This is a genomic window from Streptomyces sp. NPDC005820, from assembly GCF_040630255.1.
GTDB lineage: Bacteria > Actinomycetota > Actinomycetes > Streptomycetales > Streptomycetaceae > Streptomyces.
Map to the genome: position 1 here is coordinate 110,174 of NZ_JBEXXE010000005.1, position 24,003 is coordinate 134,176.

The window sequence follows — 24,003 nt, forward strand, 5'->3', positions numbered from 1 at the left end:
TCTGTGCCCTCATCACGGGCGATTCAGCGGAAAATGGCGATCTAGCTCCTCCGCCAACCACCGGACGTCGCTGCGGGACAAGACGATAAAGGGCACAGCGCGCTGTTACCTCCGTCAAAGCGAGGGGGATACGTGGCCGAGCCGAGCCGCACAAGAGGGCGCCCAAGCGCCGCAAGAAGATGGGTCAGTGATACGGGGTGAGTGTCTAACTGCGTGACAACGCCAGCGAACAACGGCGGACGAGCACGAACGGCTGCGGACCATCGCAGCAGTCCAGAAGCACACAGCTCCGAGTCTGAGCACCCGCCCAAGTTGCTTCGGGACGAAGAGGTCATCGTCCAAGGTCTCACCGCCGCGCTTCCACCGGCGCAACTTGCTCTGGTCGACGACATGGCAGCGTGGCTGAGGCCGGTGGAGGTTGGCGAGGCACACGCGTGCGTGATCGGTCGGCGCACCCGCTGTCGCGGCTGACTATCGCCGGCTGAGACTCAGGTACTCACGAGGCCCATCTCTGCCAAGGGGCGTACGAGGCGAAGGGACCGTGCCATTCGCGTGCCAGGTCCTCCAGGGAATCACGGGGAACAGCAGGAACATGCCGCAAGTCACCAGGACGCCGACGCCACTCCGCCGCAGGTCGGCGCAGCAACCACCCTCAAGAAGCCCATGCTTCCCAAGCTCAGGCCCCGGAGCCGTTATCGCGGACCCGCCGTCGTACGCTTCTATAGCGCTCGGCCGCCCAGCGCGCGTGGAGTGACGCCCCGCCGGCAAGGCTCTCGTCGAGGAATTTAGACAGCTCTTGAATAGCATCCAAGACGCACTGGAGGTTGGGGCGGGGCTCGCCGTTGGCGATGGCGAGATGGAACCAGATGAGGGGATGCCGATATCTCGGCCCCTTCCCCCATGCCTCCGCACTATCGAGCCAGAGTCGGGGAGCCAGCTTGTGGAAGGTCGACGTTATGTCCCGCCAAGCGTGACGAAGCGCACGGGCTCGGCGAGCACCCTACTGGCTCCCTCCTCGTCCGCACCACGCGCAGCAAGGGTGGCTTCGGCGAGTCGCGGTGGGAGGGCTTCGCCGAACTTGAGGCCGCGGACCGCATGTCCATCGACTTCCGGCAGGCACAGCCCTGTACGGGCGTCCGATGAGGCGGTCTTCCAATTTTCTGCGGTGACTTCGTCACGGAGCCGAATCCACTGGTCGTTGACGTGTCGGTGCGGCGTCACCACGGAAGACAACGAGGCGGCCAGCATTGCGTTTGCCCGATGGCCCGCCCACGTCCACCAGCGGATGTCTCCGTCGGCGGTCCGGGTGACCACTGTCCCACCCGGGTGAACGGTGTGGAGGTGCGCGTCGCGCGCCTCAGAGAGTTTGACCGTGGCTCGCTTGGTCAGGCTGACCGGTGGGTCGTCACCGAGGAGGACGTCACGGGCGGCACGGGCGAGAGCGAAGGAACGGATGCACTCCGCGCCGAAGCCGCTCCATCGAGCGCGCCCTCCTTCGTCGGCCGGCTCCACGAAGCAGCGCTTACGGCTCCAGTCGATGTACGTCACCAACCAGCTGCGTCCCGCGAGCAGCAGCTTGCGCGGGCCTTCAATGCGCTCGGTGAGAAGGTCAGGGTCGGTTCGGCCGATTTCGGTACGGCCGTTGAAAACTGTGAACTCCGGTGGCGCCGTGAAAACCGCCGTCAGGTTCATGAAGTGGCGGTACCCGTAACGGCGTTCCGCCGCAGGCCCGATGAAAAGCAGCTCCCCGTCCTGATCCAGGTACCCCTGTTCCACCAGGTGGCTCACCACGGGTGCCGCACCGGGACCGAAGGGTCCGACGCCGCTCCACCACTCCTGCCACAGGTTTTCGCCGACCCGGTGTTCCTGAAGGCACAGCGCCAGCAGTTGCTGAGCCACCAGGTGACGGGGCTCGGGCGGTGCGACCACGGGTTCCACCCACCCCCGGGACCACTGGAGCAGCAACGCCGCTGCCGAGAGCAGTCCTTCGCTACTCAGCGCCAGGAAAAGACAGTTGCGGAAGGTACCGGTACGTCGGCCCGTACGGCCAAGGCGTTGCAGGAAGGAGGCCACGGTGGAGGGCGCGTCGAGCTGGATGACCCGGTCGAGGTCTCCCACGTCGATGCCGAGTTCCAGAGTGCTGGTAGAGACGATCACGCAGTCCCGACCTTCGGCGAAGGCCGCTTCGGCGCGGCGCCGCTCGTCGACCGAAAGAGAGGCGTGCGAGAGGAAGGTCGTGACGCCCATCAGGCGCAGTTTCTCGCCCAGTTCCTCAACCGTACGACGGCTTTCGCAGAAGACCAGGCGTTTCTCGCCCCGGTGCAGGGCCGCAATAACCGTCGCGGCATTCGCGACGGAACCGACGTAGTCGAGTTCGATGTCCCCGGGCGGTGGCGTCGCGGGTGCTGCCGCCTCGGCGGCCGGGCCGGGTCCGGTCCGCGCGGCGAGGTCGGGGGCCACCACCCTGGCTGGTCGCCGTCCCTGACCTCCGCCCTGGAGCCAGGTCAACAACTCGTCGGGGTTGCCGATGGTGGCTGACAGGCCGACTCGCTGGAGCGGCCGTCCTGCGACCCGACTCAGGCGCTCAAGCACGGCCAGCAGATGCCAGCCTCGGTCGTCCCCCGCGAAGGCGTGCACCTCGTCGACCACGACCGCGTGCAACCCCGAGAAGAAGGCGCGGTGGTCGACGTGTGTGCTCACCAGCATGGATTCCAGAGACTCTGGAGTGGTGAGGAGTACGTCCGGGCGCTGAACGAGGATGCGCCGCCGACGGCTCGTCGTGACGTCGCCATGCCACAGCTCGGCGGTGCGGCCCAGCCATTCCGTGTAGGTGCGCAGCCTGGGGTGCAGGTTGTTGAGCAGGGCCTTGAGCGGACACACGTACAGCACGCTGGTGCCCTTCCAGCCATGCCGGCCCATGCGGGTGAGTAGGGGGAACGCCGCCGCCTCCGTCTTTCCGCCGGCCGTAGGCGCGAGCAGCAGGGCGTCCTCGCCGCCCAGGAGCGGTTCGATCGCCACCTCTTGCAGCGGGCGCAGGGAGCGCCAGCCGAGGGAGTTCACAATGTGATGGCCGAGGACGGGATCCAGGAGGTCGAAGGCGTCGGCCGGTTCCTTCATCACCGGTTCGAATCCGGTCATGACGGGTCCAGATCCAGTTCGACGTCTCCCGCTCCGATGGCAGCGCTCCGCTCGGTCTCGTTGAGCTCGGCGCTGTTCACCGTAAGGGCATAGTGGTTACGGGGGTCGAAGTCCGCGAACTCGTCGACCCTGTCCAGGACATCGGCGACGAGCTTGCGCAAGTACAGGCGAGGCGCGATGCCGATCTTGCCGCCGAGGGATCCAGTGACCGCGCGAGCCAACTCGTCGAGGTAGGCGTCATCGATGCGATGGGTGAGACGCTCGGGGTGGCGAGCAACCCCCGCGTACAAGTCCCGCACCTTGCGACCGAGCTCGCCGAGTGACGCGAGGTCGAATCCGGGCAGCCGCAGTTGCACGGCCCGCGGAGAGTCGAACCGCGGGTCGGTGGTGAAGTCGGTGGCCAGGCGCTGGGCGAGCGGGGCCAGGCGCTGGACGCCCTGCTGCCCGTCGTAGAAGGCCGGGGTACCGGTGATGACGAGGAAGAGTCCGGGGAAGCGGCCGGCGTCGATCTCGTCGAGGAGCTGGCGGAGCGCGTTGAGGGACTTCTCCCGTACGTCGCTGCGGACCCGCTGGAGGGTTTCCACCTCGTCGAGGACAAGGAGCAGTCCGGGGTGTCCGCAGTCCCGCAGGACGGTGAGCATTCCCTGCAGGAAGCCGAGTGCACCGAAGTGGTCGAGGTCGCCGCGCACGCCCGCGGCGCGTTTCGCCGACGCGGCCACGGACCGCTGGCCTCCGAGCCAGGAGATCATCGCCTCGGCGTGTGCGCCGTCCCCTGCCGCCACGGCCCTCCGGTAGCCCCGCAGGGCCGCAGAGAAGGCGGGGGTGGTGCGGGCGACGTCTGCGAGGCGGCGCTCCAGCAGCTCGTCGACGGCCTTCGCGAGTGCGTCCTCGTTGTCGTCGGCGATGTCGCCGCCGTCGAGGACCTCCTCCTCCAGGGCGTAGAACCAGGAGTCAACGACGGCCCGGAGCGCGGAGGGCGGGTGGGTGGCGGTGGTGAGGCGTTCGACGAGTCTGCGGTAGACGGTCTCCAGGCGGTGCAGCGGGGTTTCGGTCTCGGAGATCTGCACCTCGCTCACAGCAAGCCCTTGCCGCTTGGCCCGTTCGGCGAGCCAGCGCGCGAAGAACGTCTTGCCGGATCCGTACTCGCCACGCAGCGCATGGAAGGCCGCGCCGCCACGGGCCACGGTGACGAGGTGGTCATCGAGGGCGGCTTCGAAGCGTTCGAGTCCGACGGCGAACAGGCCAAGTCCGGCCTGGGGTACGGTGCCGCGTCTTAGGGCGTCGATGACGTCCCGTCGGCGGGCGAGGCTGATATCTGGTCCGGGTGCGGTCATGCAGTGTCTCCGAGGAACTGCTGGATGAGCAGCGCCTTGTCGAGCTGGACGGTGCGCCCCGACTCGACGAGCTGGAGTACGGGATAGCCATCGATGTTGAGCAGGCGTTCCAGCACGGTGGCGAACCGCTCGGGATTGCGCTGCGACTTGCCGGTAGCCGTCTGGGCCGCTGCGGCCACCGCACCGGGCGACAGTTTTCCGCCCGCGGCGAGCAGGGCGTCGAGGACAGCGGCGACCGCCTTGTCGGCCGGGGCGAGCCGGACGAACTCGCGCTGCGCCTTGTACGGGGCCGACTGCACGGTCCGTTCACCGAGTCCGGCCGGGTCCGGCGCCGTGGCACGGTCCGCGGTCCGCGGTTCCGGCAGCGGCCGGGGTGTCCGGTCGGCGGCGGGAGCAGCCTCGGATCCGGAGGCGGCGGGCGTCCCTTCATCGTCCCCGTGCCACCAGCCGGGCGCGATGCGTTCGGTGGGAAGCAGGGTCCATCCGGCGGGGATCCGGTCGGCGGAGGGTACGAGGGTGATGACGGGCACGGTGATCTCGGCGAGGGAGGCCCCGCCGTGGTAGCCGGCCTGCCGCGGGGTGTAGCGCAGGTCCTCGCGCCACAGCAGGACGGCTCGCCCGCCGTCGGTCCGCACCCTCGGCCCGGCCACCGCGATCTCACCGTCACCGGGAGTTCCGGTGCGCCATCGGGCGCCCTGGACACCGTCAGCGGCGGGCGTCTGCTGCCCGCGCGGTGTGCGGTCGAGTACATGGCCGTGATCGGAGACGAGGACGACGGGCCGGCCGTAGTCGCGAGCGGCGTTCAGCAGGTCGGGTAGTTTGGCGATGTCGCCGAGCGACCACCGGCCGCGGGCGCCTTCCCGGCCGTCGGCCAGCGCGTCGTCAATAGTGTTGAGCACGACCGCGACGATGTCCTCGCCGGCCAGGACCTGGAGGAGCTCCGGAGCCAGTCGGTGGCCAGGTGGTCCTTCGTAGCCTCCCTTGTGGAAGAGGTGGGCGCCCCGGTGGCGCTTCTTCCAGAACGTGGTGAAGCCCGCGCGTTCCTTGTCCTGCCCGCCATCGGCGGGCTGTCCGCACAACAAGGAGACGCGGCTGGTGCGGGTGACGGACGGCAGCATCGACACCGCCGCCTGCCGGGCGGCCTCGGTGCCCGGCCGTGGTTTGGGGACGACCTCGGTCCACACCCGTCGGTCGAGTTCAGCGGCGAGCTGGACGGCGACGTCGGCGCTCATACCGTCCAGGACCAGGATGAGCGGCCTGCCGCCGTCACGGGCGAGGGGTGCGGCGGCCTCCGCGAGGACGTCCTCGATCAGTAGGGCGCCACCGGGCGCCTGCTGGGAGGCGGCCTCAGCCCACAGGGCGAGCCGTCGGGCGAACGCCTCGTCGAGCCGCGTGCGGCGGGCGCGCACGGCCTCTATGAGCCGCTGGTAGGCGTCCGCGACGGCGGGGTCCCGTGACGTCTCCCCTTCGGCGAGGACGCCCACGGCGAGGTCGACCCAGCCGGAGGAGGCCAGGTGGGAGCGAACGCCCTGGGCCACCGACTCGACCGGTGGCAGGGGGGACTGCGTCCAGCGCACCAGCCGGACGGCGGTGCGGGCCGTCTCGGTACGTTCGGGGTAGAGGCCGCTGAGGTGGTGTTCCGTCAGGTCGTGCAGGGCGGCTTCGGCGGGCGCGGCCGGTCCGTCGAGGAGGCTGGCCAGCCGGCGCAGCCGGGCCTGAAAGCCGGAGGGGAGCAGCCGGTCTGCTCCGAGCAGCGGGCTCAGTCGGGCCTCGGCGGCGAGCCGGTCGGCTCGGTGGAGGACGTCGAGGACCCTGTCGCGGGCCTCGGTGCGCTGGGGCCCGCTGCCCTCGGCCTGGGCGATCCAGCGGCTGAGGACGCCGGTCGCGGCGATGGCGAAGGGCCGCAGCGCGTCGAATGAGGGCAGGGCGGGGCCGAAGAGGGAGCCGAGGGCGAATCCGGCGGCTTCCGCCGATGGGGAGGACAGCGCCGCCGACGCAAGCGCCCCGAGCGGCAGGGCGTCCGTGCCGCGGCCGTCAGCGGCGAGAGCCAGCAGGGTGGGTGCGGCGAACCCGACGGTCTGGGCGAGCCATTCGCCGATCCCCTCGCGTTCTGCGGAGGGCAGGGCGGCGAAGCGTTCCGGTCCGGCCGGGGCGCGGGTCCAGGTGAACAGGGTGTCGGGGTCGAGGTCGAGGGTGTCGGCGGTGGTGTCGCCGAGGCCGAGCCGTGCGGCGATGAGGGCCCGTACCGCGCGGTCGCGGGTGAGGACGGTGCCGGCGCGGGGCCAGCCGTCGACTGGTTCGGCCTCCAGGAGGGCGTCGAGGAGCCAGCGTTCCCCGGCCATGCGGCTGTCAAGGTCAGTGGCACCGAAGAGCTGCTTGACGATGTCAGCGCGGTCGACGGCGAGAGGATGGCGGCGCACGGCGTGGGCGCGCAGGTCCCAGCCGAGTTGGTCGGCGGGGACGTTTCCGGTGACGACCAGCACGCCGGTGCCGTCCGGGTCGGTTTCGGCGCGATGGCGCCGCCAAGCATCCACGATGCCGAGCACGGAGTCCTGGTCGCTGATGCGGATCCGGCAGGTCCGGCCGTCGACGCGCAGGCTGAACTCGCTCTCCTGGCCACGGCCTTCATAGGCGGCGTCGACCAGGACGAGCCGCTGTCCTGCGGCGTTCGGGAGTTCGGCCTGCAGCAACACCTCGATGGCGCGCCGCCCGACGACGGGACGCGAAGGCGTCAACGCGTACCTCCGGTGTCCGTGCCGCCGGTCTCCCGGCCGGTGCCGTCGGCCGTCCGCCAGATGATCTCCACCTCGGTGTCCGGGTGCCCGGCGCGGAACTGCTCGATCTCGCTCCGTACGGCGGCCAGTTCGGTCAGCAGGCTCTCCAGACCGGTGGTCCCGGCGCCGATGACCCGGCGACCCCCCCGGCCGGAGGTGGTCGCTCCGGCCGCACCCCCAGGGACGGCCGTACCGGCCTCGGCTCCCGCGGGCGGCACGGCGAGCTCTCCGTCGGCGGGACGCGGCAGGACCGGCTGCGAGGGCACGGGCGGGTTTCCGTGCTCGGTCAGCGGCACCTGCTCCGGACCGGGCGCGGGCGGAGTGGGGGCGACCGGCGGCAGCGGCGCGGTCCGCTCCACCCTGAGGGCCGCGTCCACGATCGCCATCGCCGTGTCACGGACGCCGCCAAGCACCGGCACCAGGGGCCGCTCGTACTCCGGAGCGCGGGCGGCCTCGGTGATCTGGTCGAGGAGCCGTCCGGCCCGGTCGCCGACGCTGTCGTCCCGGCTGGCGAGGTCTCGGACGCTGGTCAGCAGCCGCCAGTCGGTGGCGTCCAGGGCGGCCAGGACGCCGGCGGCACTCTCCATGGCGTGCGCCAGATCGCGGGCGGGGGTCCCGTAGGAGACCGCGGCCAGCTCCTCGACCAGGGCGGTCGCGTCAGTCGTGTGCCGGCCGAGCCGGGCGAGCAGTCCGACGGCTTCGCGCAGCACGACCGCGCGCGGGGCGGGGTCGGCTCCGTCGAGTCTGAGCAGGGCCGCGTGCCGCTCCAGCGTGGCGCGTACGGCTACCACATCCTCCTCGAATTTCCCGGCCTTGGAGCGGACGTCCTCGGCGAGCTGGTTGACGTGGCGGGCGTACGGGTTGGGTTTGGAGGGGACGCCGAACAGGCGGGCGGCCTGGTCCCGGGCAGTCTCGTACGCCTCCTTGGAGGGCAGCGGCTGGGCACGCAGAGCCCAGCCGGGTCCGATGGACATCAGGTCCGGCGCGGCGGTCTCCGGGCCGGAGTGGTACACCCAGGCCCGGTCGTCAAGCAGCGCGTACACGGCGATGAGCAGATTCTCCACACCCCGGTCGAGGCCGGTGTGGCCGAGGTCGTCAGCGATCCAGCGGCGGATGTCCTCGGCCTTCAGCAGCTCGCGTTCCCCGTGCTTGGCGGCCACTTGGTTAATGCGGGTGCGCCACTCCGCACGCAGCACGAGTGGGCCGTCGTGAACGGTGCCGAGTTCCAGCGGCTCCACGATGCGCTTGACGGTGGCCAGTTCGCTGTTGTTGTGGATCTCGACGCGGCCCTCCTCGTCCATGGCCCTCGTGATCCATTCCAGGGTGGTGCGCAGCTCTCCCGCGGTGACGGCCTTGCGCTGCCCTCGGGCATCGGGGCCGAAGTCGGGGTGCTTGTCGTGGAGCGCGCCGAACAGGCCGTCCGCGAGGTGGAGCACGTTGTCGGCGAACGTCTTGCCGCCCTCGGGCTCCGGTCGCGGGAACTTCGGCCACAGCGACAGCACGTGCCGGCCGTCGACGACCTCGGCGCCCTTGGTGCCCTCCCTGGGCGCTGAGATGCCGTAGACCTCGCCGAGCGACTGCACCAGCGTGCCAGTGAGGTTGTCGCGGCCCATCTCCAGCTGGCGCCGGACCTTGACGCGGTCGTCCGGGGCGAGGGTACGGGTGTGCTCGTCGAGCCGGTTGCGCTCCAGCAGGAAGGAGATGCGCATCAGCCGGCCTAGCTGGGCCTTGCGCTGCTCGGAGAAGAAGTCCGGCAGCCACACCAGGGTGGGCTCCTCGACGCTGTTGTCCTTCAGCTCCATGACCCGCTGATAGTCGTAGGACGGGCGGCGACTGTCGTCCTCGTCCCACGGGTAGTCGACGACGATGCGGACGTGGCCCCTGGTGCCGGGGCCGAACTGCTCGTCGGGCATCCTGCGGGAGTCACAGACGTTGCCAAAGACGAACTCGACCGTGCGCTTGGTGCCGCGCCAGACGATGTCCTTGTGGTCGAAGATCTCGCCCTGCCGGACGCCGAGGAGCTCCCACAGCCGGTCGCGCACCCACACCCGGCGCACACCGTCCCGATCCTCGCCAGCGACGGCGTCAAGGATGGGTTCGACGTCCAGGTCGGACAGGTGCAGCGAGAAGACGGGGTCGTTCTCCCCCTCACTGCGGATCTCGGTGATGAACTTGCCCTGCAGCGAGGCCATCCGCTCGGCGACCTTGTCGCCCACGGGCACGGTCCGCGAGTGCACAGAGCCGTGGTTGAGGGCCGCGAGTCGGGCGCCGGTGAGCCGGCGCAGAGCGGGCACCTCAGGCGCGAGGGCGGCGAGCAGCAGCGTCTTGACGAAGCGGTCGTCGGCGAGGAACTCGGGATGGTCGGCGCTGCCATACTTGCCAAGCAGGTACTCCCGGGCCTTGCCGTGAAACTTCCGCGCCACGCCGACCTCGTGCGCGAGCCGGTCGGTGAAGGCGGCTCCGGTCTCGTCGTCGAGGACGTCCCACAGGTCGCCGAGCGGGATGAGCCGGCCGAGGGGGGCGTCGGCGTTCTTCTCCAGTAGCTGCTGGACGAGCTGCAGACCGCTGCGCTCGCGCTGGAGCGCGCCGGACAGCGCGACGAGCACGTTCAGCAGCGCGGGCGACAGCGGGTAGACGGCCCGGAAGTCCTCCCAGTTGGCGCGAGTGGTGCCCTCCTCGTCCAGCAGGACGTCCTTGACCTGCTGGTTGGACTTGTCGATGCCGCGGAAGGCGGCCTGCATAACCTCTTCCTGGCCCGGCCGGGGCTTGAGCACCCGCTCCTTGATGATCTCCGGCAGGTTGCGGTCCTCCAGGTCAATCACGGTGAAGCGCTTCCTGAGGTATTCGAGCGCGCTCTCCATGTTCTGCACGTCGGAGCCGAGGATGTCCTTGCCGACGAGCTGGGACAGGTCCCGCTGACGGGAGATGAAGGAAACGATCGGCACGGGCCGGTCCGGGTTGTCCGACTCGATCAGTTTGACGAGCTTCTGGATCTCCTCGTTGACCCAGGTCCGCTCCCGCATACGGGCCTGGAGCCACAGGATCAGCTCGTCCAGGAACAGCACCACGCCGTCGTAGCCGAGTGAGCGGGCGTGCTTGCTGATCTCGCTGAGGCCGTCGTCGAGCGAGACGAACATGTCGGCGCCGCCGGCCGCGCTGGCCGCGTACGACTTCATGGGCCCGTTGATCAAGGCCGACACCAGGCGCTTGCGGCCCGGGTCACCGGCCGGTGCGGCGAAGGCTGCGTCCAGCTCGGCGCCTGTCCATGGTGTGAGGGCGACGGCACCGATGGGGGCGAGGCCGTCCATGGCGACGGGAGCGGCGGCGCCCGCACTGGGCAGCAGCCGCACGAACGCTTCGTCGCCGAGCGAGTCCCGCAGGGTGCGGGCGTCCTCCAGCAACGCGTCAGACCGGTACACCGTGGGCACGGGCACCTCGGGGTGGAGAGACCTTACGGTCTTGACGTAGCCGCCCAGCAGGGCCGACTCCAGGTTGACGGCGCCGATCAGGTGGTACGGCACCATGAGGAACTTCCGGCCCGACAGCCAGTCGCCGTGCTCCGCGACCACCTCGCGCAGCCGGGGCTTGGTACGGGCGGACGGGTCGCCGTTGAGCACGGCGTGCAGCACGGTCAGGAAGTGGCTCTTACCGGAACCGAACGATCCATGCAGGTAGGCGGCGTACGAGGTGTTCCTCCGCACAGCGCCGCGCACCATCCGCAGCGCCTTGTCGAACTCCTTGGCCAACTGTTCAGTGACGACGTAATCCGCCACCGAACCGGCCGAGGAACCGCCGAATCCCTGGGAGAGCTCGACCTTGAAATCGCCCGCCTGGGCGTCTTCCCTGATGTCGAGGACGTCCTTCAGTACGACGTTTCCGCCCCTGGCCATCAACCGCCCCTGCTTCCCAAAACGTCTCCCCCGGCCGCCACCCGGCCGGGCTTTGTCCGGCGGGGCCCAGCGGTCCCCCGCACCCCGCACACACCCCTACATCCTGCCAGCTCGGCGGGACGGGGGTGGGTGGTGTGCGGGAGCGGGGTGGTGGGAGTGCCGGTCAGAGGGACTGCCGGGGCGGGGGCGGCCTCGGAGCGGACGGGCCGGGACGGTGTCTCGGGGTCGTCGCCGGGCGCGGTGTCGTGGTGGTCGTCGCCTTCGCCGTCGGGCTGAGGGGGCAGGCGTCGGCCGCGGTACTTCGCGGTACGCAGGGCATCGGCGAGGCACTCGGTGAGGCGGATGGCGCCGTACCACACGTCGACGTGCGGGGCCGGCGGGTCCTCCAGCACCCGCCGGGCGCGTTCAAGCACGTCCAGGCCGTCGGCGAGCTGCTGGGCCTCCATCTTGTCGGCCAGCCGCGAGACGTATCCGTCCCCCTGCCGTTGGCGAGGAAGCAGGGGGTCCATCCGGCAAGGACCAGGGCAGGAGCCTGAGCAAGGGGTACGACTCCATCACGCGGCCACCTTCCCCGCGCCGAGGGTGTGCTGGTCGAGGTCGATCCCGAAGTCGGTGGCGAGGAGAGGGTGACCCGTCGGCGGCACCGCTGACGTGCACGTTCCTCGTCGTGGGAGGTTAGGTAGGGGCGGACGAGCTGGGAGTCGGTGCCGTCGAGGGGGAGGTGTAGGCAGCAGGGGGAGCAGCGGAGGGAAGGCATTGCCAAGAAGATCGAGTCAGGTGAGCTGGCACCAGACAGGCCGATCCCGTCGGAGAATCACCTCGCCGATGAGTACGGGGTCGCACGGCTCACCGCACGGCGAGCAGCGCAAGAACTCCGTGAGCGGGGAACTCATCGTGACCGTACGGGGCAAAGGATCCTTCATCGCGGAGCAGCCACTGACCGATGCTCCGGAGAAGGCAGACGGGACCGCAGACTGACGGCCCCGTCCCACTGCCATATCGCTGCTACTCGGCGGCCTTCGCCCGCCCGCCCCGTCGCTTCTCCGAACGCCAGTCGCGAAGGTCGGCCTCCGACAACCCACGGACGGTGCGGCCCTTGTTCAGTGCCGTCTGGAACTCGCGGGCGGGGCTGTCTCCCCACTCCTCGTCGTACTCGTCGTACCACTGGTGAACCCAGGGCATGACCTCCATCAGCCCGGCCAGCAACGGCACGAACCGCGGATCCTCAGGCTGCCAGCCTTCCTCAGTGCGGTCGTTGATGAGGTTGACGAGGGCCTCGGCCTGATCCTTGTGGTTCCAGCCGGCCCAGCCGAGCAACAGTGAGGGGTCACCGTCGATGGAGGCACCGGGGTAGGAGATGAACCGCTCTTTCGGCACGTCGAGCTTGCCGCGGTTCGACCAGTAGGAGTGCCGGAGGAAGTCGGCGCCGCTGTACTTCGGCGGGACCTTGATGTCCAGGCGCACGCCGTCGCGGTCCTCCTGGCGCTGCTGCTCCCAGACGTGTTCCCACTGGGCGCGCTTGCGCAGGCCGGACTCCTTGTAGCGGAGCGCGGCGAGGTAGGGCACGTGCTCGTTCTCGATGATGGCTTGGAGCACGGTCGCGAGTGACGCTTCGGGCTTCTTGAGGTGGTCGGCCGCGTAGAGAGCGGCGACGGACTGCACCTCGTCGTCATGCCGCAGGGCGTCGGCAAGCTGGTAGACGGTGAGGGTACGGGGCGAGGTGTAGTCCCCCCGCTCCTCAAACCACAGTTCCTCACGCTCGGCCGCGTCCAGCAACCAGCCCCGCAGGGCAGCGGCTTCCCGCTTGTCCCAGTCCTCGATGGACCAACGCCGCTTGTACTCGGGGCGTTCGAGCAGCCGGATATCCTTGTGAGAGGCGATGAGGTCGAGCCTGGCCCGCACGACCTTCTCATAAGCCTCGGGCCACCCCGCAGGGATGTCAGCGACAGCGTGCTCCTCGGACCTGTGTCGGTCGAACCAAGCGGTGTCGATCTCGCCAGCATCGACCTTCCGCTTCAGCGCCATCTCAAAAGCCCGCTGCCCGAGGCGGACTTGAGGAGCTTCATCATCGGTCAACTCGGCGGGGCCACCAGGCAGGGTGGTGGCCGCGACTTCCTTGGCTGTGAGCAATCCGTAGGCCCCGTAGACAGTCCAGTCCAGTTCCTCCTGGAGAAGGATCATCCGCGAACGAATACGGTCCTGAGCCTTGCTGGCTTCATCCAGGATGACACGAGTGGGGGTGACAGAAGTGACAATGGAAGACGGCTCATACTCGGCCAACTTATGAGCAAGTCCGTCGAGCTCACGGGACAAATCAAGAGGAAGAATCCCAGGAAGAGGGAACTCCTGCAGTTTTGTGCCGGTGAATTCGTAATGCGAGATCCACGCTTCTGGCGCCCACCGATTGCCACCACCACTGGAGTTATCGGCACCACCCTTGGCCTGACTGACCTGCTTCAGCCAGAAGCAAGCAGCCGAAGAGTTGAGCACCCCCATCAACTCCAGATGTCGCTCCTCACTCGCCCCCTCCGGCAGCTTGATCACCGGCGCGGACTGCTTGAAAACCTTTCCGCCGCGATCCAACACGAAATGGTTATGCGTGGCAACGAAAGCAAAGGTGATCGACAGAGGAGACTTATACCTTTCCAACACCCATCGATACCAAGTCCACCAGGGCTCACCCGCTTCAATCCGAGTAACACCACCAAATCCTGTAGTGGCCCCAAGAGGTTGGCGAAGAGCCCAAAGATGCCTCCCCCATTCAGTTCGAATGTCAAGCGGAATGGGGTGCAGGTCACGTCCGTATGGAACAAGCGCGGGAGTATCGCATTTCTCGCCCCAGTCCCGGACGACATCGCCCGTAATAAGCATTTTCTTGAGGCTGGCCGAATCAGGGCGGCCCCGGAACCACGCTTCCGAGAGAAAGAACGCCTCATCTTGGCCGGGAAAACTGGCAAATCCAATCGGCCGGTCCAACGTACTCCCGAGGCGACGCTTCCCGCGCTCAAGACGTTGGAAGGTATCCGATGCACCGCCCCCCGAAAGGCTCCACGGATACTTCGCGAAGCTCTCGCGCGGGCGGTCAACAACACTAACCCATTCCGACTCGCTACCAGGCTTCCCCACCTGCTCAGTGATCGCGATCCACACCGGCCCCAGCGTGTCCTCTTCAGGGATGCTGGCTTCGCCCCGTACTCCCAGTACAGCCCGAATGGGCTTAGCCTGTCGGGCTACCTGGTTACGCCCGACCAAAATAACCGTCGGCGTACCGTGCCCCGGAATATAAGCCCCGGACGTATCAATCACATGCGTCAGATCCACGCCACCGAAGTCACGCTTCCGCTTACTCTTCGGATCCTTGTAGGTACCCCCATGGAAGAACGACTCGATCAAAACCTTCCCGAACTCCCTCTTCATGAACGAGTTCGCCGTGATCTGCCCGGTAAAGCCACCGTCCTGGTGGCTTCCACCCGCTCGCAGTGCGAGCTCGAAAATCCTCTGCGCGAACGGCACCGACAGCGCGTATTTACCAGAACAGGCCCAGTACACATCCCGGTAGTTCTGATTCTCCTGCTTGTCCTTCACCGTGATGTACGGCGGATTCGCCACCACCACGTGGTACGACCCCCGCCCCAGCAGGTCCACTTCCCGCACGTACTCTTTGACGTCCTCCGTCCGGTACGTGAAGACCTCCTCGCGGGCCGCGTCGTCGAGCGTCCGGTCGGCCTCCTGGCCCGCCTCCCGCCCGTGCAGCAGCGAGTCGCCTACCGCGATCCGGATGGGCATGGCCGGCGCGCGCCGCAGCTCCCGTACGCCGCCCTCCTTCAGCGCGGCGACCAGCAACCGGAACCGCGCGATCGAGGCGGCGTACGGATTCTTGTCCGCGCCGTGGACGGACTCCAGGGCACGCCGGATGTGCACCCACCGGTCCACACCGGGCTCCAGCGCACGCCACTTCTTGTAGATCCGGTCGAACAGGCCGAGCAGGAAGTGCCCAGAGCCACACGCAGGGTCGATGCAGCGCAAGCCGTGCACCCGGCCGTCCTCGTCGATCTCCCCGCGCCAGCCCTCCGGCCGGTGCTTCCACACCGGGTCGAGGCTAAACTCCTCCACCGCCGGTTCCAGCGTCAGGTCGAGAATGAATGACTCGACGAAGGTCGGCGTCTGGAGCAGTGCGTAGGTCTTGCGGGCGTGCTCGGAGAGGTCCTGATAGAGGTCGCCGAGGAAGCGGGTGTTTAGCTCGGGGTCGGTGAAGTCGTGGCGGATGCGGCCCTCCGCGTCCCGTTCGCGCCAGAACCCCAGGAGCCGGGTGGCGGCCACATAGGAGGGGGTGATCTCCCACAGCGGGTTAAACCGCTTATCGAATAGGCCTGCGGCTGTGGGGTGGGCGTCGCGCAGCGCGCTGAACGCTTCCAGGAGCCAGTCGCGGTCGTTGCGCTCCGGATGGGCGCGGAAGTAGTCGTCGTGTCGGTCCTGCGCCTCGGACAACCGCTCACCGGGGCCCGACAGCCAGGCCTCCGGGATCAGCCCGTTGTCCTCGCTGAAGCGAACGAAGACGCAGGCCAGAACCCAGGCGGCGGCGATCTGCACCAGCCGGTCGTCGAGCCAAGTCTCGAACCCGACGCCTGTCCGGCCGCCCTCGCCACTCGCCCGCTCGTACTCGGCGAGGAGGGCCGGGGCGAACTCCTCGGTGGCCGCCCGCTGCCTGAGATCCTCCTCCAGCAGCACGACCTGCTTCTGCAGCTCCTTCAACAGCACGCCGTCGCGTGGCAGCGCACGCGCAGGCGCTTCCGCGGTACGGACTTCCTCAGACGACACCGGCGATTCTCTCCATCCCGACCAACCACCGTGTGGACTGTGGACACGGCATGTCAGCCCATCCTGCCAGGTCGACTTTGTAAGACGGCAGGGTCTTGGGTACACGAGGACTCGACGACGCCCGACAGCGTCGGCTACGCCTTCGGCACCCCTCCCATGCGTCCCAGCCCGAACGCGATCCGGTACACGTCGGGCAGGTCCAGCCGGCCGTCGCTGCGCCGCCTGGTCATCACGCCCAGTTCGATCAGCTCCTCGACCAGCCGGGGCAGGTCGTCCGGGTGTCGGGGGCCGGTACGGACCAGGGAGGGCCGGTCGGCCTGGGCATACTGGGCCGCGTCCTCGGCCAGCGCCACCGGCAGGTCGTTCTCCTTCCACAGGTCGAGCACCGCCGACTCCTTGATGGGCACCTGCCCACCGGCGAGCGGCTTTATCGCCAGCTTCACCCATGGAGTGTCCTCGCCGACCTCGTCGACCCGCCGCTTCGAAGCGGCCTGCACCCCGGCACGGATCGCCTCGTGGTGCAGGGCCCGGTCGTGGTCGTGGTGACCCGACCGGCTGGCCTCGGCGGCCGTCACCAGAGCCTGGAGGAAGCTGCGCGGACTGATCTTCCCGTTGCCGTCCTTGAGGTGGTTCGGCAGCCAGGTGTAGGGCTTCCCCTTGCGGTAGTTGCCGCCCATGAACGGGTCGGCGATCTCCGTGAAGAGCTTTTCCTGGACCTCCGCGACGTTGCGCAGTACCAGGGGCGGCTCGTGCCGCCCGACCGTCTCGTCGGTCGCCCAGCCGCCGGTGGACGCACGGAACCGCCGTGCCAGTTCGGCCTCTCCGTCGTCCTCGTTGCCCAGACTGTGGAATAGCAGTCCGTACAGGTCGGTATGGGTCCACTCCAGGCTCGACGCGTAACCGGAGGAGAGCTTCGAGGCGTCGGCGAAGGTGAGGGTCGCCGCCTGGAACATGTCGGGGCGGATGAACACCTTGAGCCGGATGTTGCGCGTGCCGAACCGCATCTGCAGGGCCAGCCGCAGAATACCGACGACCAGTCGGTCCGCCTGGGCCCGGTCGGCGTGCAGGTGCTCCAGTGCGTCGAAGAGCATCAGGTGGACGATGCCCGCCCCGTGCGCCTCCCGGTCCGCCCGTTCCACCGTGCGCTGGGCCTCGTCCGTGTGGGTGCGCACCCACACCACCCTGTCCCGCCACTCGGTCAGGCCGAGCAGTTCCTCCTGCCCGAGCGCCGTCAGCAGGACCGCGTACCAGATGTCGTACGGGTCCTCCTTGGCCTCGACCAGGCCCCGCAGGGTCGGCGGCCCAGGATAGTGGTCGTGGTCCAGGTTCATTCCGTGTCCGGGATGAACCCGCAGCCGGCGCAGCCGGTTGATGCGGTACTCGGCAGCTGCGACCTCGCGCAGTCGCTCGTCGAGCAGGGTCTGGTACCAGAATGTCTTGCCGACGCCCCGCCCGCCCGGCACCACCACGTTGTCGACGTACAGGGCGGTGCGGTGCGAGTCCGGCATGAACAGGGTGTGCGCGGTGGGCGTCCGGGTGTCGGCGTGAAGGGAATCCTCCAGGGCCGCCGACAGCAGGTCGCGGTACTCGTGCGCGGTGAGGGGGGCCTCGTTCGTCACGTGTCTCGCGTCCCTTCCTCGTCTCGGCCGGCTGCCAGTGCCGCCTCGATCAGCGTGCTGACTCCATCGAGGAAGTCACGGTACGCGGCCTGCACGAAGGCGCGTTCCTGCCAGCCCGGTGCGTTGCTCGCGTCCATGCCGACCAGCCCCGGTTCGAACAGGATCGGAATGGCGAAGTGTGGTGCCTGTTCGTCGTCCCGCGCCGTAGCGACCCCGTCCGCGGAGGCGTCCTCGGTTCCCACGTCGACCGGTGCGATCGAGTCGTACAGCACCTCGAAGCACTCGAACGCCCTCTCGCGGAAGGCTTCCAGGTAGGCCTCCATCGGATAGTGCACCGAGTCCGGCACCATTGAGGCCACCATGCGCAGTTTCTCCCGGATGTGCGGCGCCTGCCCCAGGGAGTGCCAGGCCGCGAACAGGTCGCCGTAGCCCATCCACGTTTGCTCGTTGTTCCCGCCGAACAGCAGGGCAAGGTCGCACAACCGGGAGATGGTCACGGCGGCGACGTCGTGGATGCCGGCCCGGCTGTCCAGGAGGACCACATCCGGACGGTGGCCGGTGTCGCTGTCCCGCTCCACCGCCTCCTCACAGGCGCACACGGCCTGCTCCAGCCGCTCCGCGAAGGACGCGTCGACGGTGTTCGCGTAGACGCGGTTCAGTTTCTCGGCATACGAGTAGGACGCGTCTCCGTAGCCACCTCCCCGGGCCGGGGCCACCCACAGCTCCCCGAACCGGCCGTCGTCCGCGCGGGGCGGGACGTAGGGGGTGCGAATCACCATTTCCAGGCCGTCGGCGCTGCCGACGGCGGCCTCCACGAGGTGGTCCACCAGTCCGTGCGGGGGTAGATCCTGTCCCATGAGGAGCGGGCCAGCGCCCGGAGACTCCAGATCCAGGTCGACGACCAGGACGACGTGCCCTGAGTCGGCCAGTCTGCGGGCCAGCACAGCCGTCGCAGTCGTACGGCCCACGCCGCCCTTGAACCCGTACAGCGCGGTGCGGTGGGCGCGGTTGCCGCTCGCTCCGTCGACGAGCGGGGACACCTTAGCCCAGTCCTCGCCGACCACAGTATTGTCGAGGAAGCGCACGGAGCCCTTTCCGGACGGGCCTTCGGGGTCCGCGACCGCGCGCGGGGACGCCAGCAGGGTGTCCGCCGAGAACATCTTCGAGGTCAGCAAAACCGGGTGACCCGTCCGGTACGGGCCCAACCGGTCGGCGAGCAGCCTCTCCCAGCCCTGCACAAGCTTGAGCACGGCCTCCTTCTGCTTCTCACTGTCGTCGACGACAAGGGAGAAGCGGCCGAGCACGTCCCGAACCAGTACGACATGGAAGCCCTGCCGGGCCACCTCGCGCGCGGTGTCGAACGCGCGCGTGCGTGCCTCGTCGAACCGGACGGGTTCCACCGGCGCCGTCACGGCAGCTTCCCGTTGAGCAGGGCCTGTTCGTGCAGGCAAAGTATGCGACGCGCCGCGCCCTGACGCCGCTCGACCATCTCGGCCTGGGCGTAACTCCCGTCGGAGTAGCGGGTGCTGACGTTCCACTTCCTGAACGCACGGAGGTCGCCGTCGAGTGCCGAGTACAGGGCTGCCCCGCCCCGTCCGTGCGCCCACAGCCTGACCTCACGGACCAACTGGTCGACATGGCCGAACTGCAGGGGCTTCTCGGGGTCCGCCGGATCCACGACCTCCGGCTTCTTGGATGGCCCGATCGCCACATCCGTGAACCGCAGCAGCAGGCTTTTTGTCGCACACTCCGCCGCGAAGCCGTACAGGTGGTCCGCGGACGGCAGGCGGCTGTCGGTGTGGAGGTAGTCCGCGTCGTGGAAGTGACGCGTCGCGGCCTTCGCGAACTGATCCTCTTGTAAGGTCTCCGGCACACAACGGATCTTAGCCGCAACTCCCCCTCCCCGACCTCGAACCGGCAGCGAGCGGGCGTGAGTGCAGTGCCGTCGACCAGGCACCGACACATCTTCAGGCCTTGAGGTCCTTCAGGAACAGTCCCGTGAGCGGCTCCCATTCGCTCGCCCGATCCACGATGTCCACCGTGCGGCCGTCCAGGGCCGGCGAGGCCTCTGGGTCCTCCATGGGAACCAGCAGCCATAGGCCGTGCGGGGCGCCACCAGCATGGCGGGCGGCTTCTTGCAGCGCCACCAGCAGCTCGCTCCCGCCCGCCAACCAGTAGCGGGCAGCGAGAGCAGCTTCGTGGACGAAGAGCACGGTACGCGGACCCGACTGCTCGGCCAGCGCCACCGCACGCGCTAGGACCCGCTCGCAGGCGGCTCGGGCATAAGACGCAAGGCCCGCGCCGAGCGTGCCCGAGGCGGCGAACGCGGCGTCTGCGCGCAGTAGCGCCGCCCACTCGACGCCCTGTTCCGCGGCCAGTTCCCGCATAGCCGCGAGGAACAGGTCATCCAACGAGACCTGCACCATATCCATGCGTTCCGCCAACCGCTCCGCCACACCAGGCAGTTCGGGTGCCTTGACGGTGAGCGCGAGGAAACCGCCGCGTCGGCGGGCCGTCTGGAGCCGTGCCGTCAGGACCCGGCGCGGGTCCCTGCCCAGTGCCAGCTCGCTCTGCGCGGCGGCGATCAGGGTGCCGGTGCTGGTCAGCATGGAGACCGACGGCTCGTACCGGCTGTCGGTCGACTCGTGTCCCCGGGGCATGAACCGTTTGCGCTGCCCGTCGTAGGCGAGCGGGAAATCGGTCTGAGCCAGTGCCTCCTCGAGCTCCACGTACGTGGTGTCGGCCAGTACGGCCAGGCCCGGGAAGCGTGCTCGGACGCGGGCCACCAAGTCCGCAGCGCCTATGCCGGTGTCGGCGCGCACCCCCGCGGGCGCCTGGGAGATGCGCAGCGCACGGACCAGGTCCATGTCCAGCGGGAAAAGCTCCAGACGGGGGGAAACGGCGACGCCGCCCGCCATAGCCGCCGCCAGGTCGACCAGGCGGGTGTCTGCCATGGACGCCATGCCCTCCGGAGCGGTCACCGCGCGCAGCTCCCGCAGCACCGCCGCCCGGCCCGGGAGCGGGTCGCGGCCCGCGACCCCCACCGCCGTCTCGCCCAGGGCGGCGGCGTAGTCGGCGAGCTCGGCCGGCGTCGGGTCGTCGCTGCCCGGCTGATCCTCCAGAGCCAGGACCACGCGCCCGCCACGCCGCAGCACGGCCAGCCGGACCGGCGGTTCGCCGTCGGGGCCGGAGTCCTCGTCCCGTTTACGGGACTCCGCCTCCGCCGCTGCCCGGAGCACGCCCAGAGCCAGAGCCAAGGTGTCGGCGGGGTCTCCGTCTCCCGCACCGTGCCGGGCGCGCAGCTCGGCGGCGAGTTCCTCGGCGGTGGCGACTCTGCCCTGCTCGGACAGGATCGCCACCACTTCGTCCCGGACACGACGCAGCCACGGCAGCGCCGCCCACAGCTCGATCGCAGCCTGCTGGTGCTGGGAGACCGTGGGCTGGCTGATGCCGAGCGTCTTGGCGATGGCAGGCTGCGCGGGCCACGGCTCCAGCCGCTCACCGCCGGGCAATTGGAGCGTGGTGAGGACGACGTCCGGACGCGGCTTGGTGCGGCGCTTGCCGTCTGGGGGGGTGAGCCGCGCCGCCAGTGTCTCCACCGGCTCCAGCACGTCCTCGGCGGCGTCCACCGGCACGGCCACGGGCGGGCGCGAGGCGGGACGTCTGCGCAGGGCGTGCGTCCACTGGCGGTGCCGGCGGTTGAGTTCCTTGCGGATCACGTTGCCCGCGCCACGGGCGCGGGAAATCGTGTGTGGGGGGATGTCGAGCAGGGCCTCCACGGTCGACGCGCCTAGAGCCGCGGCAACGGACACGGCACGGGGGGACAGTCCCGCCGCGTCCAGCGGGGTTTTAGGGTCGGCGGCGGCAGCGGCCTGGTCCCGGGCGTCCTCGATGTCCTCGGTCGTCATGCCGACCGTGGCGGGGGTGGTGGCCGGACGCGCCTTGTCCGCCGTATGAAACAGCCGGCGCCACGCCTCCTGCATCTCGCGCAGGCTGTCGAAGCGCTCTTCGACGTCACGGTGCAGGGCCCGCTGGAAGAACGCGGTCAGTCCCTCACGCAAGGCCTGGTCGAACAGCTCGTCCGCGATGTGCAGTTCGGCGTCCGGCACGGTGAGCGGGTTGCCCTGGCCGTCGCCCCACACCGGCCGCTCGCCCGTGGCCATCTCGTGCAGGGTCACCGCCGCCGCATACCACTCGGCGTGGTCGTCGTAGCGTTCGCGTCGGCTGCCCCCTAGGAACGGGTCAAGATAACCGCGCGTGCCCGCATGCAGGTCCTGGTCGGGCGCGTCGGCCAGAGAGAAGTCGAACAGCATGAGCTGCCAGGACCCGTCACTGCGCTTGAAGAGCCCCAGGTTGTCGGGCTTGATGTCGCGGTGCCGCACCCCGCGCGCGGAGAGGCTGTCCAGGGCCTCGAAGAGGTCGGTGCCGAAACGCTCCAACTGGTCGTAACCGAGCGCCCCCTCGCCGCGCAACCGCGACCCGAGGCTGACCGGCTCCCGGTCGCCGGGCGGGCGGAAACCGCCCGCGTACTCGATTTCCAGGACCATCCGTCCGCCGAGCTGGCGCGGCTGGGCGAGCAGCTTCACGATGCGGCCCCCGCCGACCTCCTTCAGCGCGGTGGCCTCTGCCTGCAGGCGGGCGTCCTTCTCGTGGTCCAGCGCGATCTTGAACACCCGCGGAGAGTCCGACTCGCCGCCCGGTTCGTTCTCGTGGCGACCCACCAGCAGGGCTCGGGCCGTGGCACCCGTGCCGAGGACGCGGGTCACGGTCCAGGTGTCGTCCAAGAGCTGGCCCGGCTGGACCGTCAAGGGGTCCGTGGCCGCCGCGCCCGAGGGCTCGGGCATCGCCGCGTCCGCCTCGGCCGCGTCCAGCAGCCGCAGGAACTCCTCCGCCGACGCCATCCGGTCCTGCACGTCGGCCGCGGTCGCCTGGAAGACCAGAAGGTCCAGTACCTCGGACACGCCGTCGGCGACGGCGTACGGGTGCAGGCCGCCCTCCTCCCGCAGCCGGTCCAGCAAGGCGCTGCGCCGGTCGGCGGGCGGGCGCCCGGTCAGCAGCAGGTACGCGAGGCTGCCCAGCCCGAACACGTCGAGGTCGACCGGATCGGCGAACTCCAGGTCGGTCTCCGGGGCCAGGTACACCTGCGCGACGTCCGCGATCAGGTTGGCGTCCAGCGGGGTGTCCCCGAGCGTGCGGTGCAGGGTGGTCTCGAAGTCCCGGGCGGCGGTCTGCCAGTCCGCGATGCGCAGTACCGGGTCACTGCCGTCCTCGTCCGCCGACACGTACACCGACCGGGCGGACAGGGCACGGTGGTACAGGGAGCGGTTGTGGGCGTAGCGCACGGCTTCGGCGAGCTGGCGCACCATGTGCAGCCGGGCCTCGGGCGTGAGCCGCCCCCCGTACGCGTCGAGGAAGGCGTCCAGCCGCAGGTCCGACGTCCGGTGCCGGAACAAGATCGCCGGACCGCTCATGTGCTCGCGTATCTGGACCGCCTGCACGATGCCGCGATGGTTGATGCCCTGCAGCACCTGGTACTCGCGGCGGGCCGCCCGGTCCACCTGCTGCTTCTGCTGGGGCGAGGCCGCCTCACCGGCCAGGTAGATCCGCACCCGGCCGCTCTCCTGCACCAGGCCGTCGTCACGCTTCGCCAGCCGGTCCTCCCAGCCGGGGCCGGCGTCCAGTGCCCGCGGCTCCAGCCGCCAGTCGTCACCGAACCGCAGATGAGCGGTCGAGTGGCTAACCCCGATGCGCTTCATCAGCTCTTCGAGCAGCGCGCTGGTCTGCGGGGTGACCCGCCAGCTCTCCCGCTCGGGCGGCAGCCCGAGCAGACCGTCCCAGATACCGGGCAGCCCGTTCGCGCTGCCGTCGCGCCCGTACACCCCGGTCTGCTGGAACTCGTCGAGCTCACTCACCAGGCTGGGGTCGTGCAGGAAGACTGCCGGCTTGATAAAGGGCACCCTCCTGGGGTCCTCCTTCATAGCGCGCGCCGCCCGCGCCAGCTGCTCCTTGAGCTCCTTGGCCTTGAGATCGGTGAGGTGCAGTGGATTCTTGATAGTGCGCACCCGGTCGTCGTGGAACTGCCAGGTGTCCCCGTGGTTCACCAAGCGTCCGGGATGGCCCTTCAACTCCAGCAGGTAGACCCCGCCCGGTACGGCGATCAGCAGATCGCATTCGTTGACGCGGCCGGAGGGACCAGTGAACTGGAACATCGCCCATGCCCGGTATGGCTCGGCCTTGGGCATCAACTGCCGGACGTGCTCCAAGCCTTCCTGCTCCCACGCGTAGCCGGAGCGCCTCGGCTGGAACCACCGCTCACGGCTCGGAGGAGGACCAGGCTTTGGCACAGACCGCCCCGCCGGTGGCGTCACCGAGACCTCCTTGCATGATCAATGTCGGCACGGAGGGCGAAGCGATGTGAGCTCGCACTGTC

General features: G+C 69.3%; 9 protein-coding genes and 1 pseudogene. 1 reads left to right on the forward strand and 9 read right to left on the reverse strand.

Translation table 11 applies throughout. The features are described 5' to 3' along the window. Positions 1 to 954: 954 nt before the first annotated feature. Genes ABZ464_RS07970 through ABZ464_RS07985 form a run of 4 tightly spaced genes read right to left on the reverse strand, consistent with a single transcriptional unit; the run spans position 955 to position 11,136 of the window. Entirely contained in the window at positions 955 to 3,138 is a 2,184-nt protein-coding gene (locus tag ABZ464_RS07970; protein ID WP_359272535.1) for a DEAD/DEAH box helicase, read from the reverse strand. After that, a complete protein-coding gene (gene brxD / locus ABZ464_RS07975; RefSeq protein WP_359272538.1) occupies positions 3,135 to 4,472 on the reverse strand; it encodes a BREX system ATP-binding protein BrxD in 1,338 nt (445 codons plus the stop codon). Before brxD ends, ABZ464_RS07970 begins: the two co-directional genes overlap by 4 nt. Beyond that, positions 4,469 to 7,207, reverse strand: a complete 2,739-nt coding sequence (gene pglZ / locus ABZ464_RS07980) for a BREX-2 system phosphatase PglZ (RefSeq protein WP_359272541.1) — start codon at positions 7,205 to 7,207, stop codon at positions 4,469 to 4,471. Before pglZ ends, brxD begins: the two co-directional genes overlap by 4 nt. Then, on the reverse strand, positions 7,204 to 11,136 hold the full coding sequence (locus ABZ464_RS07985) for a hypothetical protein (RefSeq protein WP_359272544.1): 3,933 nt from the start codon (positions 11,134 to 11,136) through the stop codon (positions 7,204 to 7,206). The genes pglZ and ABZ464_RS07985 overlap by 4 nt, the downstream gene beginning before the upstream one ends. Positions 11,137 to 11,840: 704 nt before the next feature. Here ABZ464_RS07985 and ABZ464_RS07990 point away from each other — a divergent pair. Beyond that, positions 11,841 to 11,963: pseudogene (locus ABZ464_RS07990) on the forward strand (hypothetical protein); the annotation flags it as partial. Between the two features lie 178 nt (positions 11,964 to 12,141). Here the strand turns inward: ABZ464_RS07990 and pglX are convergent. From pglX to pglW, 5 genes are all read right to left on the reverse strand, one after another. Then, positions 12,142 to 15,954 carry a BREX-2 system adenine-specific DNA-methyltransferase PglX gene (gene pglX / locus ABZ464_RS07995; RefSeq protein ID WP_359272547.1) on the reverse strand — a complete coding sequence of 1,271 codons (3,813 nt, stop codon included), beginning with the start codon at positions 15,952 to 15,954 and terminating at the stop codon, positions 12,142 to 12,144. 134 nt (positions 15,955 to 16,088) lie between these two features. After that, positions 16,089 to 17,573: a hypothetical protein gene (locus ABZ464_RS08000; RefSeq protein ID WP_359272550.1), complete on the reverse strand. Its 1,485-nt coding sequence runs from the start codon at positions 17,571 to 17,573 to the stop codon at positions 16,089 to 16,091. After that, complete coding sequence (locus tag ABZ464_RS08005) at positions 17,570 to 18,985, reverse strand: AAA family ATPase (protein ID WP_359272553.1); 1,416 nt, start codon at positions 18,983 to 18,985, stop codon at positions 17,570 to 17,572. The genes ABZ464_RS08000 and ABZ464_RS08005 overlap by 4 nt, the downstream gene beginning before the upstream one ends. Then, on the reverse strand, positions 18,982 to 19,446 hold the full coding sequence (locus ABZ464_RS08010; protein WP_359272556.1) for a hypothetical protein: 465 nt from the start codon (positions 19,444 to 19,446) through the stop codon (positions 18,982 to 18,984). Before ABZ464_RS08010 ends, ABZ464_RS08005 begins: the two co-directional genes overlap by 4 nt. Positions 19,447 to 19,540: 94 nt before the next feature. Then, complete coding sequence (gene pglW, locus ABZ464_RS08015) at positions 19,541 to 23,941, reverse strand: BREX system serine/threonine kinase PglW (RefSeq protein ID WP_359272559.1); 4,401 nt, start codon at positions 23,939 to 23,941, stop codon at positions 19,541 to 19,543. Between the last annotated feature and the right edge of the window lie 62 nt (positions 23,942 to 24,003).

What these genes read in the sequence shown, in the direction of transcription:
- ABZ464_RS07970 (WP_359272535.1), bottom strand. Translation starts at nt 3,138, where the DNA reads ATGACCGGATTCGAACCGGTGATGAAGGAACCGGCCGACGCCTTCGAC.
- brxD (WP_359272538.1), bottom strand. Translation starts at nt 4,472, where the DNA reads ATGACCGCACCCGGACCAGATATCAGCCTCGCCCGCCGACGGGACGTC.
- ABZ464_RS07985 (WP_359272544.1), bottom strand. Translation starts at nt 11,136, where the DNA reads ATGGCCAGGGGCGGAAACGTCGTACTGAAGGACGTCCTCGACATCAGG.